The sequence below is a fragment of the Streptomyces sp. NPDC001493 genome, assembly GCF_053597235.1.
On sequence record NZ_JBSFHV010000020.1, the window covers coordinates 1 to 14,916 of the forward strand.

General features: G+C 73.8%; 12 protein-coding genes. 6 read left to right on the top strand and 6 right to left on the bottom strand.

Annotated features, from left to right (window positions below):
• Positions 1-101: 101 nt before the first annotated feature.
• The 3 genes from ACWCWD_RS25860 to ACWCWD_RS25870 form a co-directional block, all read right to left on the bottom strand.
• Complete coding sequence (locus tag ACWCWD_RS25860; RefSeq protein WP_450776126.1) at positions 102-773, bottom strand: PhzF family phenazine biosynthesis protein; 672 nt, start codon at positions 771-773, stop codon at positions 102-104.
• 133 nt (positions 774-906) lie between these two features.
• A complete protein-coding gene (locus ACWCWD_RS25865; RefSeq protein ID WP_450776128.1) occupies positions 907-2,517 on the bottom strand; it encodes an HtaA domain-containing protein in 1,611 nt (536 codons plus the stop codon).
• A 203-nt stretch (positions 2,518-2,720) separates the two neighbouring features.
• Positions 2,721-4,298, bottom strand: a complete 1,578-nt coding sequence (locus ACWCWD_RS25870) for an HtaA domain-containing protein (protein ID WP_450776130.1) — start codon at positions 4,296-4,298, stop codon at positions 2,721-2,723.
• A gap of 145 nt (positions 4,299-4,443) precedes the next feature.
• On the opposite strand from ACWCWD_RS25870, the gene ACWCWD_RS25875 reads away from it, so the two are divergent.
• From ACWCWD_RS25875 to ACWCWD_RS25890, 4 genes are all read left to right on the top strand, one after another.
• Positions 4,444-5,562, top strand: coding sequence for a heme/hemin ABC transporter substrate-binding protein (locus tag ACWCWD_RS25875; protein WP_450776132.1), 1,119 nt, complete (start codon positions 4,444-4,446; stop codon positions 5,560-5,562).
• Positions 5,559-6,656: a FecCD family ABC transporter permease gene (locus tag ACWCWD_RS25880; protein WP_450776134.1), complete on the top strand. Its 1,098-nt coding sequence runs from the start codon at positions 5,559-5,561 to the stop codon at positions 6,654-6,656. The genes ACWCWD_RS25875 and ACWCWD_RS25880 overlap by 4 nt, the downstream gene beginning before the upstream one ends.
• On the top strand, positions 6,653-7,516 hold the full coding sequence (locus tag ACWCWD_RS25885) for a heme ABC transporter ATP-binding protein (RefSeq protein ID WP_450776136.1): 864 nt from the start codon (positions 6,653-6,655) through the stop codon (positions 7,514-7,516). The genes ACWCWD_RS25880 and ACWCWD_RS25885 overlap by 4 nt, the downstream gene beginning before the upstream one ends.
• Positions 7,517-7,803: 287 nt before the next feature.
• Complete coding sequence (locus ACWCWD_RS25890) at positions 7,804-8,793, top strand: hypothetical protein (RefSeq protein WP_450776138.1); 990 nt, start codon at positions 7,804-7,806, stop codon at positions 8,791-8,793.
• Between the two features lie 57 nt (positions 8,794-8,850).
• Here the strand turns inward: ACWCWD_RS25890 and ACWCWD_RS25895 are convergent, their stop codons facing one another.
• Positions 8,851-9,594: a bifunctional DNA primase/polymerase gene (locus ACWCWD_RS25895; protein ID WP_450776140.1), complete on the bottom strand. Its 744-nt coding sequence runs from the start codon at positions 9,592-9,594 to the stop codon at positions 8,851-8,853.
• A 322-nt stretch (positions 9,595-9,916) separates the two neighbouring features.
• On the opposite strand from ACWCWD_RS25895, the gene ddaH reads away from it, so the two are divergent.
• Positions 9,917-10,735 (top strand): dimethylargininase, encoded by an 819-nt coding sequence (ddaH, locus tag ACWCWD_RS25900; RefSeq protein WP_450776142.1) that lies wholly within the window; start codon positions 9,917-9,919, stop codon positions 10,733-10,735.
• 81 nt (positions 10,736-10,816) lie between these two features.
• On the opposite strand, the gene ACWCWD_RS25905 is transcribed toward ddaH, so the two are convergent.
• Positions 10,817-11,812: a small ribosomal subunit Rsm22 family protein gene (locus tag ACWCWD_RS25905; RefSeq protein WP_450776144.1), complete on the bottom strand. Its 996-nt coding sequence runs from the start codon at positions 11,810-11,812 to the stop codon at positions 10,817-10,819.
• A gap of 185 nt (positions 11,813-11,997) precedes the next feature.
• Here ACWCWD_RS25905 and ACWCWD_RS25910 point away from each other — a divergent pair, with 185 nt between their 5' ends.
• Entirely contained in the window at positions 11,998-13,365 is a 1,368-nt protein-coding gene (locus tag ACWCWD_RS25910; RefSeq protein ID WP_450776146.1) for a hypothetical protein, read from the top strand.
• Positions 13,366-13,482: 117 nt separating this feature from the next.
• Here ACWCWD_RS25910 and ACWCWD_RS25915 read toward each other — a convergent pair whose 3' ends face one another.
• Complete coding sequence (locus ACWCWD_RS25915) at positions 13,483-14,865, bottom strand: multidrug effflux MFS transporter (RefSeq protein ID WP_450776148.1); 1,383 nt, start codon at positions 14,863-14,865, stop codon at positions 13,483-13,485.
• Positions 14,866-14,916: the final 51 nt, after the last annotated feature.

The window sequence follows — 14,916 nt, forward strand, 5'->3', positions numbered from 1 at the left end:
CCGCCGCGCGCCGGGGGGGGGGGGCCCCCCCCCCGCCGCCCCCCCCCCCCCTCCGCCGTCGCGTCCGCCCTTCCGGTCACCCGGCGGGCGGCCGCGCGTGCTCAGCTCCGGACCGCGAGCACGACCCGGCCGCCGATCTCCACCGTGCCGTCCGGTGCGGGCGCGGTGAGGAGCTGGGAGCCGCGCCCCTGGGTGATGTTGAGCGCACGGCCGAGCCGGGCGGTGAGCAGCAGGGCGGCGGCTCCGGTCGCCTCGTCCTCGGTGATGCCGTCACCGCGGCGCGGGAACGCCCGTGCGCGGACCCGTCCCGCCGCCTCGTCCTCCCAGGCCCATACGTACAGCCAGCCCTCGCCCGGCGGGGGACCGGTCAGTGCGTCCACCTCGGCGGCGGAGTCGTACCGCACCAGCTCCCTCGGCGGCACCCACTCCGGGCGGGCGGTGATCCAGGTGAACTCGCCGTCCTGGCGGGCGAAGACGTCCCCCACCTCCAGCTCCAGGATCTCCAGGTCGAGCAGCCAGGCGGTGCCGACGAGCGGGTGCCCGGCGAACGGCAGCCGGAGTCCCGGGGTCCGGATGTCCACCCGGCCGCGTTCCGGGTCGTCCACGAAGACCGTCTCGCTGAAGCCCAGTTCGGCGGCGAGCGCCTGGCGCGCGGCGTCGTCCGGGTAGTCGCGCCCGTCCCGGACGACACCGAGGGCGTTCCCGTGTCGGCCGTCGGGGGCGCAGAACACCCGCAGGACGTCGATGCCGTCGGGTACGTCGAATTCACTCATACCGGCATTCAAGCATTCGTTCGGGACCGGGCGTTCCCGGCCGGCTCCGCGGCGTCCCCGCGCAGCCCGGCCGCCCCGGCCGCACGGGGCGGCCGGGGCGGCATCGGGTGGTGGCAGCCGGGGGCGGTACGGGTCAGGCGGCCGCGTCGGCGCTACGGCGGCGCGCCACGGCGAACGCACCGGCGCCGAGGGCCACCACGAGGCCGGAGGCGGCGAGCAGGGCCCCGGTCGGCAGGTCGGCGCCGGTGGCCGCGAGCGAACCGGAGCCGCCCACGCTGCCGCCCTCGCCGCCGCCCACGGAACCGGAACCGGTGGTGTCGGCCGAGCCCGTGGTACCGGTGGAGCCGTCGCCGCCGGTGGAGCCCGTCGAGCCGGTGGAACCGGCGGAACCGGCGCCCGGCAGCTGGGCGTCCGCGTCGAGGGAGACGGCGACGGTCAGCGCGTCGAGCTTCTCGCCCTTCTCGTACATGCCGCCGAAGGCCGCGGAGCCGCCCTCGGTGAGGGTGGCCGGGACGCCGGAGAGGGTCACCACGCCGTCCTTCGCGGTCAGCGCGGCGGCGGGCACAGTGAGGTCGGCGACGGCGAGTCCCTTGCTGACCTCGGTCCTGCCGGTCGCGCGGTCCTTGGAGGAGACGTCGGCGATCAGCTTGCCGGAGGTGCCGGTCACCTCGACCCGCAGGGCGGAGAAGGAGAGGTCGAGGGCGTAGGTGTCGCCGCTCTTGTGTCCGAGGAAGCGGACCTGGCCCTTGAAGTCGGCCTGGAGGGTCTTCTTCGCCGCGTCGAACCGGCCGGTGGCGTCACCGAAGCGGTAGCCGTTCGCGGTGGTCGACGCACCGCCGGTCGTCTCGACGGAGCCGCTCGCGATCGGGCCGGTGACGTAGGAGCGGAAGGACTCCTTGACGCCCCAGTCGAGGGTGCCGTCGACCAGGGCGCCCTGCTCGAGCGCGGGGGTCGTGGCGGAGGCGCTCGGCGTGGGCGCGCCGGTCGGCTCGTTCGTCGGCGCGGTGGTGGGTTCCTTCGTGGGCTCGTCGGTCGGCTCGCCGGTGGGTTCCTTCGTGGGTTCGCCGGTCGGCTCGCCCGTGGGCTCCTTGGTCGGCTCCTCGGTCGGCGGGGTGACCGCCGTGACGGTGAGCGTGGCCGGGTCGAGCGCCTGGCCCTCCTGGTACATCCCGTTGAACGCCTCGGAGCCGAGCTTCGTCAGCGTGGCGGGGATGTCCTTGAAGACCATCGCGCCGCCCTCGCCCTGTCCGGGCCGGACGGCCGACAGGTCCAGGTCGGCGACGGCGACGTCGTCCTGCGTCCCCTGGGGGGTCTTCAGGTCGGCGGTGATCGCGCCGCCGGTGCCGGTGGTGGAGACCTTGACGTCGGAGAGGGTGATGTCGAGGGCGCCCTCGTGGGCCCAGAAGTTGACGCCCCCCTCGAAGGCGGTGTCGGTGCCGTGGGTGGTGAGGTCGTAGCTGCCCTTGCCGTTGACGAAGGTGAACGCGCCGTTGTTCGCGGCCTGTTCGGCCCCGTCGGAGACGGTGATCTTTCCGGCCGCACCGATGTAGCTGCGGAAGGACTGCTTGAAGCCCCAGTCGAGCGTGCCGTCCTTGAGCTCCAGCCGGGTCGCCTGGGCGGCCGTCGTGGTGCCGGTGGTCGTGCCGGGGTCGGCGGCGAGGGCCGGGAGCGCGAAGGTGGCGCCCAGCGCTGCGGCCGTGGCGACTGCCGCGGCGAGGGCTATGGGGCGGCGGTTTGCTGCCATGGTCGGTGGTCTCCTCGGGAGAAGGGGGGTGGAAGAGGGCAGGGGTGGGTGCACGGCCGGGTCCGGGGGTTCCGGAAGTCCGCCGCGCTGGAGGTGGGACGTCATGGGGTGGGGCGGGGTGTACGCCCCCGGGCCGGGATCGGCTACACCCCCGGAGGGGCTCGGGTCCGTCCGGACGGGCGGGGAGGCCCGGCCGGACGGGCTCAACGGCCGGGATTCTCCCCGGAGTCGGAGCGTCCGCCCTGGTCCGGCGAGGTACCGCTCCGGCCCGCCGGGTGCTCGCCGTGGGCGGCCGGGCCCTCCTCCGCGCCGGAGGCCGGGCGGCCCGGGTCCTCCCCGGTGCCCGGAGAACGGCGGCGGCGGACGGCGAAGAGCAATCCGGCGACGGCGACGAGCACGAAGGCGCCGACTGCGGCCCAGACACCGGCCCCCGGGCCCGAGTCGGTGTCCGCGACCGCGGCTGCGGCCTCGACGGCGGGCCCGGTCGCGGAGGGGGCCGCGGTGGCCGGAGCCGCCGACGCGGTCGCCCCGCTCCCCAGGTCGGGCAGGGCCGGCAGCTTCGCGTCCCGGTCCACGGTGACGGCCAGGGAGACGGGGTCCATGGCGGTGCCGGCGGCATACAGGGAGCCGAAGACCTTCGCCCCGGCGGCGGTGAGGGTGGCGGGCACCTCGGTGAGGACCGCGAGTCCTTCCTTCGGCGCGAATCCCTTGGCGGCGAAGGTGACCAGCGGGACGTTCCTCGTGACGGCTCCGGAACTGGTCGCGTCGGCGCGGAGGGTTCCGGTACCGGACTTCACCGAGACGGCGAGGTGGGCGAGTTCCAGATCGAGTCCGTCGGCCCCGGTGAAGCGGACGCTTCCGGCGAAGGAGGCTTCGAGTGTCTGCCGCTCGGAGTCGTACGTGCCCTTGCCTCCGGGGAAGCGGAACAGTGCCCCGCCGTCCTTCGCGCCGCCCGCCAGGGTCCACTTGCCCCGGGCGACCGAGCCGGTGACGTACTCGCGGTAGGTGCGGCGGACGCCCCAGTCGACGGCTGCGTCCTCGAAGCCGGTCCCGGCCGCCTTCTTCTCCTCCGCCTCACCGGATCCCGCCTTCCCGGACGCGCTCGGGGTCGCTCCGGGGGTCGTGCCCGCCGAGGACTTCGGGGCGGCGGTGGCGGGTGCGGTGGTGTCGACGGAGAGGGTCACGGGGTCGAGACTGGTGCCGGCCGTGTAGTAGCCGGCGAAGGCGGAGGCACCCTGCGAAGTCAGCGTCGCGGGGATGTTGTTGAGCGCGACAGGGGTGGATCCGCCCCGCATGTCGATGCCGCCGAGGCCCAGCGTGGCGAGCGGCACCTGGGACCGGGAGGTGACGCGCCCGGTCCCCCGCTCCTTGCTGGTCATGTCGGCGTAGAGGGTGCCGGCGCCGCCGGAGATCCGGACGGTGGGCCGGGCGATGGTGAGGTCGAGCTCGTAGGAACCGTCGTCCGTGCGGTGGCCCACGAAGTGGACTCCGCCGAGGAAGCCGGAGGCGAGGGCACCGGTGGCCGGGTCGTAGGACCCGGTGGCCGAGTGGAACCGGAACTGGCTTCCGCCGACCGTGGCCGCTCCCCCGGTGAGGCTCCAACTTCCGCCCGCGATGGGGCCGGTGACGTAGGACTGGAAGGAGGACTTGATCCCCCAGTCCAGTCGGCCGCCCTGCACCGTACGGCTCGCCGCTTGGGCGGCGGTGGCCGGGAGCAGGGCTCCCAGCAGTACCGCGAAGAGCGCGACGGCGAGCGCGCGGGTGGACCGGGACGACAGCATGGACCCCTCCGAGACCTGGCGAATTCAGGTAAGGCTAACCTAAGCTACGTCTCGTCTGCGGCGGAACCCCCTTGTTCCGCACATGAGGTGCGGCAGAGCACAAAAACGATCAACCACTCGAAGCGGAACGACAGGACGGTAATCCGTGCCCCCCAGACAGGACTTCGCCCCGCCGGGCCCGGACACCCGATGCCCCGGCCGGACCGCGCCCGCCCGCCACGCGCGTCTCGGCCGGCCGGCCGCCGCCGTGGCCGCCGCCGTGGCGCTCACCCTCGCGCTGGCCGGGTGCGGCAGCACGACGGGCTCCGCCGCGACATCGACGGAGTCCACGAAATCCGCGAAGTCCACCGAGGAGAAAGCGGGCTCGACCGCGGCGGACCGGGTGGAGCCGCTGGCCACCGCCCCCGTGCCCGAGCTGCCCGTCACCGTGGACTCGGCGGACGGCACCGAGGTCACCATCACGTCCGCCGACCGGATCGTGCCACTGACGGGCTCCCTCAACGAGATCGTCTTCACCCTCGGCCTCGGGAAGCACGTGGTCGCCCGGGACATCACCGCCACTTTCGAACAAGCCGCGAAGCTCCCCGTGGTGACCCGCGCCCACGACGTGTCCGCGGAGAGCGTCCTCTCCCTGAAACCGACACTCGTCCTCGCCGACACCACCACCGGCCCCGGCGAGGCGATCGACCAGATCCGTGACGCGGGCGTCCCCCTGCTGGTGGTCGATCCGGCCCTGGAACTCGACGACGTGACACGGCGGATCGGCACCGTCGCCGCCGCCCTCGGGGTCCAGAAGGCGGGCGCCGAACTGGAGAAGCGCACCGCCGATCGGCTCGCCGCCGTACGCGAGGACGTACCGGTCCACGGCGACGAGCCCCGGGTCGCCTTCCTCTACCTGCGGGGCTCCGCCTCGGTCTACCTGCTGGGCGGTGCGGAGTCGGGGGCGAGTTCGCTGCTGGAGGCCGCCGGCGCGGTGGACGCGGGGAAGGCGTCCGGGCTCACCAAGGACTTCACCGCCATCACCAGCGAGGCGCTGGCGAAGGCGGCGCCCGACGCGATCCTCGTGATGACCAAGGGACTCGAATCGGTCGGAGGGATCGACGGCCTGCTGAAGATCCCGGGGGTCGCCGAGACCCCGGCCGGAATGGACCGGCGGATCGTCTCCGTCGACGACGGCGTGCTCCTCAACTACGGCCCGCGCACCGACCAGGTGCTGGCCGACATCGTCGAGCAGCTCTACCCCGAGGGCGGTGGCGCCCGGTGACCGCGGCCTCCGAGGAGAAGCGCACCGGACCGCCCGCGACCGCCCCCGCCGCCCCCGTCTCCCCCCGGCGGCGCACCGCGCCCGCACTCGTCCTCGGGCTGTCGGTGGCACTGCTGCTGAGCTGCCTGCTCTCCGCGGGCCTCGGGGCGTACGACATCCCGCTCGGCGACGTCCTGGGCTCGGTGCTGCACCGGGCGGGGCTGGGCGGCCACGCCCTGGACCGGGTCGGGGAGAGCGTGCTGTGGAACGTCCGGCTGCCGCGGGTCGTCCTCGCCCTGCTCGTCGGCGCCTCGCTCGGCTGCGCGGGCGCCCTGATGCAGGGCGTCTTCGGCAATCCCCTCGCCGAGCCCGGCGTCATCGGCGTCTCCTCCGGAGCGGCCGTGGGCGCGGTCGCCTCCATCGGCCTCGGCCTGAGCTTCTTCGGCAACTGGACCATCACCGTCTGCGCGTTCGCCGCCGGCCTCGCGACGGTGCTCCTGGTGTACGCGCTGTCGCGGTCGGGCGGGCGGACCGAGGTGGTGACCCTGATCCTCACGGGGATCGCCGTGAACGCCTTCGCCGGGGCACTGATCGGGCTGTTCCTCTTCTTCGCCGACAACGCGCAGGTCACACAGATCACCTTCTGGCAGCTCGGCTCCCTGGCCCAGGCCACCTGGCCCAAGGTGCTGGCGGTGCTCCCGTGCGCGGCGGCCGGGCTGCTCGTCGCACCGTTCTCCGCGCGGAAACTGGACCTGCTCGCGCTGGGCGAGCGGCCCGCCCGCCACCTGGGCGTGGACGTGGAGCGGCTGCGGATCGTCCTGGTCCTGGTGGTGGCGTTGCTGACCGCCGCGGCCGTCGCGGTCGCGGGGATCATCTCGTTCGTGGGGCTCCTCGTGCCCCATCTGCTGCGGATGGCGAACGGCCCCGGCCACCGCTTCCTGGTCCCCGGCAGTGCGCTGGGCGGCGCCCTGGTGCTGGTGGTGGCCGACCTGGCCGCCCGCACGGTGGCCGCGCCCGCCGAGCTGCCGCTCGGGGTACTGACCGCGCTCTTCGGCAGCCCGTTCTTCTTCTGGCTGCTGCGCAGAACCCGTCGGAAGCAGGGTGGTTGGGCATGAACACACGTGAACGGCACGGCAGGAAGACCCTCAGGAACCTTTTCGCCGCGCGTGAGAGGGAGTTGCCCGTCCGTCGCGCCTCCGGCACCCCGGTGGCGGAGGCGGCCGGCCTCTCGGTGCGCCTGGGCGGCAGGCCGGTGCTCGACGACGTCTCGCTGACCGCGCACGCGGGTGAGGTGCTGGCGCTGGTGGGCCCGAACGGGGCGGGCAAGTCCACCCTGCTCGCCGCGCTCGCCGCCGACCTGCCGTCCGACGCCGGCGGGGTACGGATCGACGGGCGGCCCACCGGGTCCTGGACAGCGGCCGAACTCGCCCTTCGCCGGGCCGTGTTGCCGCAGTCCGCCGCGCTCTCCTTCCCCTTCCGGGTCGAGGAGGTCGTGCGGATGGGGCGGGCCCCGTGGTCCGGCACGGTGCGGGCGGACGAGGACGACGCAGCGGTGGCCGCCGCCATGGAGGCCACCGAGGTCACCGCCTTCGCGGGCAGGCCCTTCTCCGCACTCTCCGGAGGCGAGCGGGCCCGGGTGGCGCTGGCCCGGGTCCTCGCGCAACGCGCCCCGCTGCTGCTGCTCGACGAACCGACGGCCGCGCTGGACCTGCGCCACCAGGAACTGGTGCTGCGGATCTGCCGGGAGGCGGCGGCAGCCGGGGACGCGGTCGTCGTGGTCCTGCACGATCTGGGGCTGGCCGCCGCGTACGCGGACCGCGCGGTGGTGCTGCGGGGCGGACGGATCGCGGTGGCCGGACCGCCGTCCGAGGTCTTCACCGGCGAGCTCCTGGGCGAGGTGTACCGGCAGCCCGTCGAGGTGTTCCCCCACCCGCGGACCGGGGTGCCCCTCGTCGTCCCGGCGCGCGACCGGTGACCTGGCGGCCGTCGGGACACCGCACGGGGCGTGCGTCGGCCTCTCGCCCTCAGGGTTGTCCCGCGGTCCCTGGTGGGTGCGCGACGACAACCACGGCACCTCGCCGTGTTGCCGGAACGTCCGCGTACACCCCGTATGCGGACGCTCGTCCGCCGTGCGACACACCGCGTCCGACGCCGGGCACCGATCCACCACGGATTGCGGGACGGCCTTCGCACGCTTCTTCGCCCCGGTAGGGTTCGGACGGTCAGTGCGGACGACGGATCAGAAGGCGCAGAAGGCAACGGATGAGAAGGCTGGGTCGGTCGGCGGCGGGGCTCGCGGTGGCGGCGGTACTGGGCATGACGGCGGGCGGCTGCGTGACGGTGCACGGGGAACTGGAGCAGGTGCCCCAGGCGACGAAGTCCGAGGCGGACCAGGCGCTCAAGGACTTCCTCACGACGTACAACAAGGCGGACGCGACGCTCGATCCCGCTCTGGACGCGGAGCGGGTGACCGGGGCGCTCGGGGCGATCAACCAGGCGGGGCTGAAGGCCCGGTCCACGTACACCGACAAGGACACCGCGGCGGCGCGCAATCCGCTGGAGCTGTCGGACACGCACTACGTCATACCGAGGAAGGCGGGCTGGCCGCGCTATTTCTTCGCGGACACCGACTCCAACCGTGACGTGGACAAGGGTGACCAGGACACCCGCTGGCTGCTGGTCTTCGAGCGGACCGGCCCGGACGCGCTGTGGACGGTTCCCTATCTCGGGGTCGTAGCGCCGTCGGAGGTACCGGAGTTCGCCCTGGACGCGGACGGGCTGGCGAAGCCCGCCGAGAGCGTGGGCGCCGAACTCGCGGTGCGGCCCGAGGACTTGAGCACCTCGTACACCGATTACCTGTCCACCGGGGCGCCGGACGTGTTCGCGGCGGGCTCGACCACCTCGGGCTGGCGGACGGCACGCGCGGCGGCGAAGAAGCCGGGGTTCTCGTACCAGTACGTCGACCGCCCGCTGGACGGCGCGTTCCGCCCGTTCGGGCTCGCGACGAAGGACGGCGGGGCGCTGGTCTTCTTCAGCAGCAAGCACTACGAGCGCCAGACGGCCGCCCAGGGACTGAAGCCCGAGGTGAACCGGGACACCAAGGCGCTGCTCACGGGCGAGGTGAAGAGCACCCTCACCAAGGAGCGCGTCTCCAGCCAGCTGGTGTACGTGCCGGCGCGGGGCGCCGCCGGGGGCGCGAAGGTGACTGTACTGAACCGGCTGCCCGGACTGGTCTCGGCGACCGGCGAGTAGGACGGCCGACGACGGAGCGGGAAGGCCGGACCGCGCGCGTCGGACCGGCCCGGCGTCTCAGCGGCCCAGCGGCCAGGCCACCGCGGCCGGGTCCAGGCCGGTCGCCTCGTCGCTGTCCACGTACGCGGCGCAGGCGTCGGTCAGCGCCTCCAGCAGGGTCAGCGGGTCCGGCAGCGGGTGCTCGGGGCCGCGTACCCACTGGACGTCGAGGTCACCGGGGAGACGGGCGGGCGGGAGCAGGACGTAGCTGCCGCGGCAGTGCCAGCGCAGGCCGGGGTGCTCGTCCATGGTCTCGGGGTGCGAGTCCAGCTCGCAGGGCCACCACTCGTCCTCGTCCTCGGGGGTGCCTCGGGTGGCGGTGAAGAAGAGCATCCGGTCGTCGCCGGAGCGGGCGACGGGTCCGACGTCGATCCCGCGTGCGGTCAGCCGCTCCAGGGCGTTGACACCTGCGGAGAGCGGGACGTCCAGCACGTCGTGGACCATTCCGGTGGCGGTGATGAAGTTCGCCAGCGGCTGGCCTTCGGCCCAGCGTTCGATCTGCGCGCGGTCGGTGGTCGACTGGGTCTGCCAGGCGAACGACACGGGGTGACGGGCGGGGGTGGGGCATCCGATGCGTTCGCACGAACATCGGTGTCCGAGCGGGTGGGCGGCGGGCGAGATCGGCATCCCGGCATCGGTCACGGCCAGGAGCATGCCCAGTCGGGCCGAGCCGTCGGCATCGGTCCGCTGCTTGGGTCGTCGCCGCAGCCACTGGGAAATCTTGCCCTCTGTGCCGCGTGCGCGGCCGGAATCGGCGCCCATCTATCCCCTCACCTCAGCGTTACCCGTCCATGGTCCCACCATCCTGCGCTTCGGGTGGCCAGAGTTCATCAGCGGGGCGGGAGACCACCGCCCCGAGTGAGGGACATCACGCCAGATAACGGTCATCGACGGGCATCCTCCCCCATCGCGGCCGGGTCGCCGACGCACGGCAGCGCGCATTTCCGCGCCCCGGCCACCCGCGCACGCTCACCCGATCGGCGCACTGCGGACCGGGGCCCCCGCGGCGCACCATGGGCTCACGCGCAGACCGCGCGTTCCCCCACCGTGCCGCGGCCGAGGCCGCCGTTCGTGAGGAGCACCCGTGCACCGTGACGCCACCCCTCGTCGCTATCTGATGTGCGCACCGACGCACTTCCGGGTCACCTACTCCATCAACCCGTGGATGGACCCCTCCAAGCCGGTCGATCTGCCGCTGGCGCAGACGCAGTGGGAGGACCTCCGGGACCGCTACCGCTCCCTCGGCCACACGGTCGAGGAGCTGGCGCCGCTGCCCGGTCTGCCGGACATGGTCTTCGCCGCCAACGGCGCCACCGTCATCGACGGGCGGGTGCTCGGCGCGCTCTTCGCGCACCAGGAGCGGCACGGCGAGGCCGAGGCGCACCGGGAGTGGTTCCGGACGCACGGCTACGACGAGATCCACGAGCCGGAGCACGTGAACGAGGGCGAGGGCGATTTCGCCGTCACCTCGTCCTTCGTGCTGGCCGGGACGGGGTTCCGGTCCAGCCCGCTCGCGCACGACGAGGCGCAGGAGTTCTTCGGCCGGCCGGTGATCGGCCTGGATCTGGTGGACCCGCGCTACTACCACCTGGACACGGCGCTCTGCGTGCTCGACGAGGCGGCGGACGAGATCATGTACTACCCCGGCGCGTTCTCGCCCGGCAGCCGTGCCGTGCTGGCCCGGCTCTTCCCCGGAGCCCTGATCACCCAGGAGGCGGACGCCGCCGCGTTCGGCCTGAACGCGGTCAGCGACGGTCTGCACGTGCTGCTGCCGCAGGCCGCGACGGGGCTGTTCGACCCACTGAGGGACCGGGGCTTCGAACCGGTGCCGATGGACCTGAGCGAACTGCTGAAGGGGGGCGGCAGCGTGAAGTGCTGCACCCAGGAGCTGCGGGACCGGTGAGCGGTCCGGCTCCGTGAGCGTCCGGCTCCCTGAGCGGTGGTCCGGGGCGGTCGGTCCCCCCTCGCGGTGTGGTCCGGGCGGTCAGTCCTCCTCGGGCGGCGGCCAGGCGTCGCCCCAGTCGGTGTCCCGGGCCGCCCGGTACAGCGCGCCGTGGCGTTTGGTGACCGTCTCGCGCCGCAGGGCCTCGTCCCGGGTGCAGAGCTCCAGCAGGACCTGGCCCTTGCGGATCTGCGGCCGGCGGGTGACCCGGGCGGCCACCGGCTCGACGGGGAACCGGGTCGCGACGACGTAGGAGAACTTCTCGTCCTCGTGGCTCAGCGTCCCGCCCTTGACCTGCCGGTGCAGGGAGGAGCGGCTGACCCGGGCGGAGAAGTGGCACCAGTCGGTGCCCGGCTCGATGGGGCAGGCGGCGCTGTGCGGGCAGGGCGCCGCCACGGTCAGCCCGGCGGCGATCAGCCGGTCGCGCGCCTCGATCACCCGGGCGTACCCGTCGGGGGTGCCGGGCTCCACGACGACGACGGCCTGCGCGGCACCGGCCGCCGCGTCGACCAGCTCGGTCCTGGCGGCGGGGGTCAGCTCCTTGAGCACGTACGAGACGGTCACCAGGTCCGTGGGGGCCAGCTCCAGCCCCGCGCCGATCCGGGCGCGCTGCCAGCGGGCGGTCCGCAGCCCGGGCGGTCCGCCGGCCTCGGCCAGCTCGCGGCCGAGCGCGAGAGCAGGCTCGGCCCAGTCCAGGACGGTGGTCTCCGGTCCGCCCCACGCCCCGGCGACGGCCCAGCTCGCCGCGCCGGTACCGCCGCCGACGTCGGTGTGGGTGGCCGGCCGCCAGTCCGGTGCGGCCTCGCACAGTGCGTCCAGGGCGGCCCGTACGGCCTCGAAGGTCGCGGGCATCCGGTACGCGGCGTAGGCGACGACGTCCGCCCGGTCCCGCAGCACCGGCGCGTCGGTCGGGGTCGTCCCGCGGTAGCTGGCGATCAGCCGGTCGACGGCCTGGGCCGCCTGCTTGGGCGGCAGTCCGTCGAGCAGACCGGCGAGGGCCGTGCGCAGGGCTTCGGCGGTGGGGAGGGTGACGTTCACCGAGGAATTCTATTCGCGGAGCGCCCCGCCCCGGCCCGGCGCGGGAGGCGCGGGCGGGGCCTCGGCGGCGGGTGGTGTCCGTCCGGTCACGGGTGCGCGACGGGGATACGTGTAACTCCGCTCGCCCATGTGGCAGTTGCTACGCTGACCGCCGCGAGACCCGCGAAGGCCCGATGGGGGGACCCATGAGACAGAGGATCGTTCGACTGACTCTGGTCGGCGGGGTGGTCTTCCTGGCGCTCCTGTTGCTGCTGGCGACCTGCGGCGGAGGCTCCCCGGACAGCGACGGCGGGGGCGGCGGGAGCGGCGCGGGCGCCACGGCTCCGGCGGCCTCCGCTTCGGCCGCCGCTTCGGCCGCCGCGAAGCCCGTGCCCGGCGCGTCCGGGGCCCGGACCGTGCTCAACGTGCCGCCGCAGTACACGACGGACAGCGGCTGGGAGGTCGTCGGCGCCTCCCCCGACATCGCCTTCTCCTGGCCGACGGGGACCCTGGCCTATCTGGAGCGTTCGGCCGACCACCGCTACCGGGTGCGCACCCTCGACACGGCCACCGGGAAGCTGGGGTGGCGGAGCGAGGCGCGCCAGACGCTGGATCCGGAGAGCTACCCCCGACTGTTGACCGTCTCCCGCGAGGACCGGCAGTTCTTCGTCACCTGGTCGTACGGGACGGCGGGCGACGGACTCGCCCCGTCCGAGACGTTCATCTCACTCGACGTGTACGCGGCGACCAACGGCGACCGTCACCATGTGGAGCTGCCGTGGAACGGCGCTCCGGCGGTCTCCGCGAGCGGACCGGACATCGTGATCTCCGACGCCGACGCGAACGTGGCGCTGATCGACCCGGTGACCGGCGAGACGTCGAAGATCGCCGCGTCGGAGCTGAAGTACCCCAAGGGCTGCTCCGACTGCCGGAAGCTGACGGAGGTGGCCGGCCAGACCGCGCGGGGGCTGCTGGTGAGCGGGGCGCGGGAGTTCTGGGTGCCGGGCGGCTGGTACAGCCGGGACGTCGCGCCGAAGGGGGCCGACCCGGCCACCGGGGTGCCGACGTCGGTGGTGGCGGGTCTGGTGCTGGCGAAGTGGCAGCCGGAGAAGTCCTCGAAGCGGGCGGCGACCCACGAGCTGTGGACGGTGCACGACGCGGCGAGCGGCAAGGCGCTGGTGTCGGTGGAGTGCCGCCGTCCGGCCATACAGCCGGGCCGCTTCCCGCAGGCGGTCGTCCCGCCGTCGGGCGACTACCTGATCGCCGGGAACCTGGCGTTCGACCTGGTGGCCAGGAAGGGGTACTGCCTTGAGGACGAGGACGGCTCGTCCCACGTGACGCTCGCCTCGGTGACCGACGACGGGCTCGCGTACGGCGCCCGGAACGTGCGGGACGCCGACGAGGCGCTGGCCGGGGGCGGGGTGCCGGTGGTGGTGAACTTCGTCGACGGGTCGGACAAGCCGCTCTCCCGCAACGTACGGCTGCCGGTGGCGGAGGCGACCGGGGTCGGGATCTTCCGTACGACGGACCGCGACGACCGGCAGCATCTGATCGGCTACCCGCGCGCCGGCTGACCGGCGGCCCTCGCTTCGGGTCGTACGACGACGGGCCCGGTGTTCCGGGCCCGTCGTGGCGCGCGGGTGCGCCGGGTTCGAAGGAGGCGGGGCCGAAAGGCCCTCGGAGAAGGGGGCCTACAGCCCGCCGTCGGTCCGGCCGCGCCGCTCCCAGGGGCGGCACAGCACCAGGAAGCAGGTCATGGCCGCGGCGGCGCAGACGGTCTGGACGAGGGCCATCGGGACGGCCGTGTCCTCCCCCGCGATGCCCACCAGCGGCGAGGCGATCGCGCCGATGAGGAACGACGAGGTGCCGAGCAGCGCGGAGGCGGAGCCCGCCGCGTGCTTGGAGCGCATCAGCGCCTGCGAGTTGGTGTTGGGCAGGGCCAGGCTCATCGCGGACATCAGGACGAACAGCGTGCCGGCGACGGGGGCGAGCCCCACCGTGCCGAAGACCCCGCTGGTCATGAGCAGCAGTGCGACGGCCGCGGCCAGGATCACGGCGAGCCCGAAGAGCAGGACCCGGTCGAGGCTGACCCGGCCGACCAGCAGCCGGCCGTTGATCTGGCCGACGACGATCAGGCCGACCGAGTTGAGGCCGAAGAGCAGGCTGAAGGTCTGCGGGGAGGCGCCGTAGATCTCCTGGATGACGAACGGGGAGGCGCTGACGTAGGCGAAGAGGGCCGCGAAGGCGAGGCCTCCGGCGACGGTGTAGCCGATGAAGACCCGGTCGGCGAAGAGGCCCCGCATGGTGCGCAGGGCCTCGGTGACGCCGCCGGTGTGGCGTTCCTCCGGTGGCAGCGTCTCGTGCAGGCTCTTCCACACGACGAGGGTCAGCAGCACGCCGACGACGGTGAGGACGACGAAGACGCCGCGCCAGTCCGTGATCCGCAGCACCTGGCCGCCGATCAGCGGGGCGACGATCGGGGCGACGCCCGAGATCAGCATCAGGGTGGAGAAGAACTTGGCCATCTCGATGCCGTCGTAGAGGTCGCGCACGACGGCCCGGGAGATCACGATGCCGGCCGAGCCCGCGAGGCCCTGGAGGAGACGGCAGCCGATGAGCATCTCGGCGTTGGGGGCGATGGCGCAGATCGCCGTGGCGACGACGTAGACGACCATGCCGGTCAGGAGCGGTCCGCGGCGGCCCCACCGGTCGCTCATCGGTCCGACGACGAGCTGGCCGAGGGCCATGCCGAGGAGGCAGGCGGTCAGCGTGAGCTGGACGGTGGCGGCCGGGGCGTGCAGCGCGTCGGTGACATCGGGCAGCGCCGGCAGGTACATGTCCATGGACAGGGCCGGCAGCGCGGTGAGGCCGCCCAGCACCAGGGTCACCAGGAACGCGGTCCGCCGGAGGGCCGCCGCCGGGGCGGCCGGGAGGCCGGTGAGACCGGGAAGGGCCGGGCCGTCGGGGCCCGGCGCGGGGTCGGGAACGGCGGGCCCGGTGATCAGTTGACCGGTTCCCGCCGTAGGTATGTGCTCTTGCTCTCGCTGGGCCCGGCTTCCGCCGCTGTCCGGCATGCTTCATCTCCACATCGTTGAAATCCGCATCTATGCTCTCAGCTCGGGCCG

Excerpts from the sequence above, each read along its gene's own strand:
- ACWCWD_RS25860 (WP_450776126.1), bottom strand. The coding sequence starts at position 773 with ATGAGTGAATTCGACGTACCCGACGGCATCGACGTCCTGCGGGTGTTC.
- ACWCWD_RS25865 (WP_450776128.1), bottom strand. The coding sequence starts at position 2,517 with ATGGCAGCAAACCGCCGCCCCATAGCCCTCGCCGCGGCAGTCGCCACG.
- ACWCWD_RS25870 (WP_450776130.1), bottom strand. The coding sequence starts at position 4,298 with ATGCTGTCGTCCCGGTCCACCCGCGCGCTCGCCGTCGCGCTCTTCGCG.
- ACWCWD_RS25885 (WP_450776136.1), top strand. The coding sequence starts at position 6,653 with ATGAACACACGTGAACGGCACGGCAGGAAGACCCTCAGGAACCTTTTC.
- ACWCWD_RS25890 (WP_450776138.1), top strand. The coding sequence starts at position 7,804 with ATGAGAAGGCTGGGTCGGTCGGCGGCGGGGCTCGCGGTGGCGGCGGTA.
- ACWCWD_RS25895 (WP_450776140.1), bottom strand. The coding sequence starts at position 9,594 with ATGGGCGCCGATTCCGGCCGCGCACGCGGCACAGAGGGCAAGATTTCC.
- ACWCWD_RS25910 (WP_450776146.1), top strand. The coding sequence starts at position 11,998 with ATGAGACAGAGGATCGTTCGACTGACTCTGGTCGGCGGGGTGGTCTTC.
- ACWCWD_RS25915 (WP_450776148.1), bottom strand. The coding sequence starts at position 14,865 with ATGCCGGACAGCGGCGGAAGCCGGGCCCAGCGAGAGCAAGAGCACATA.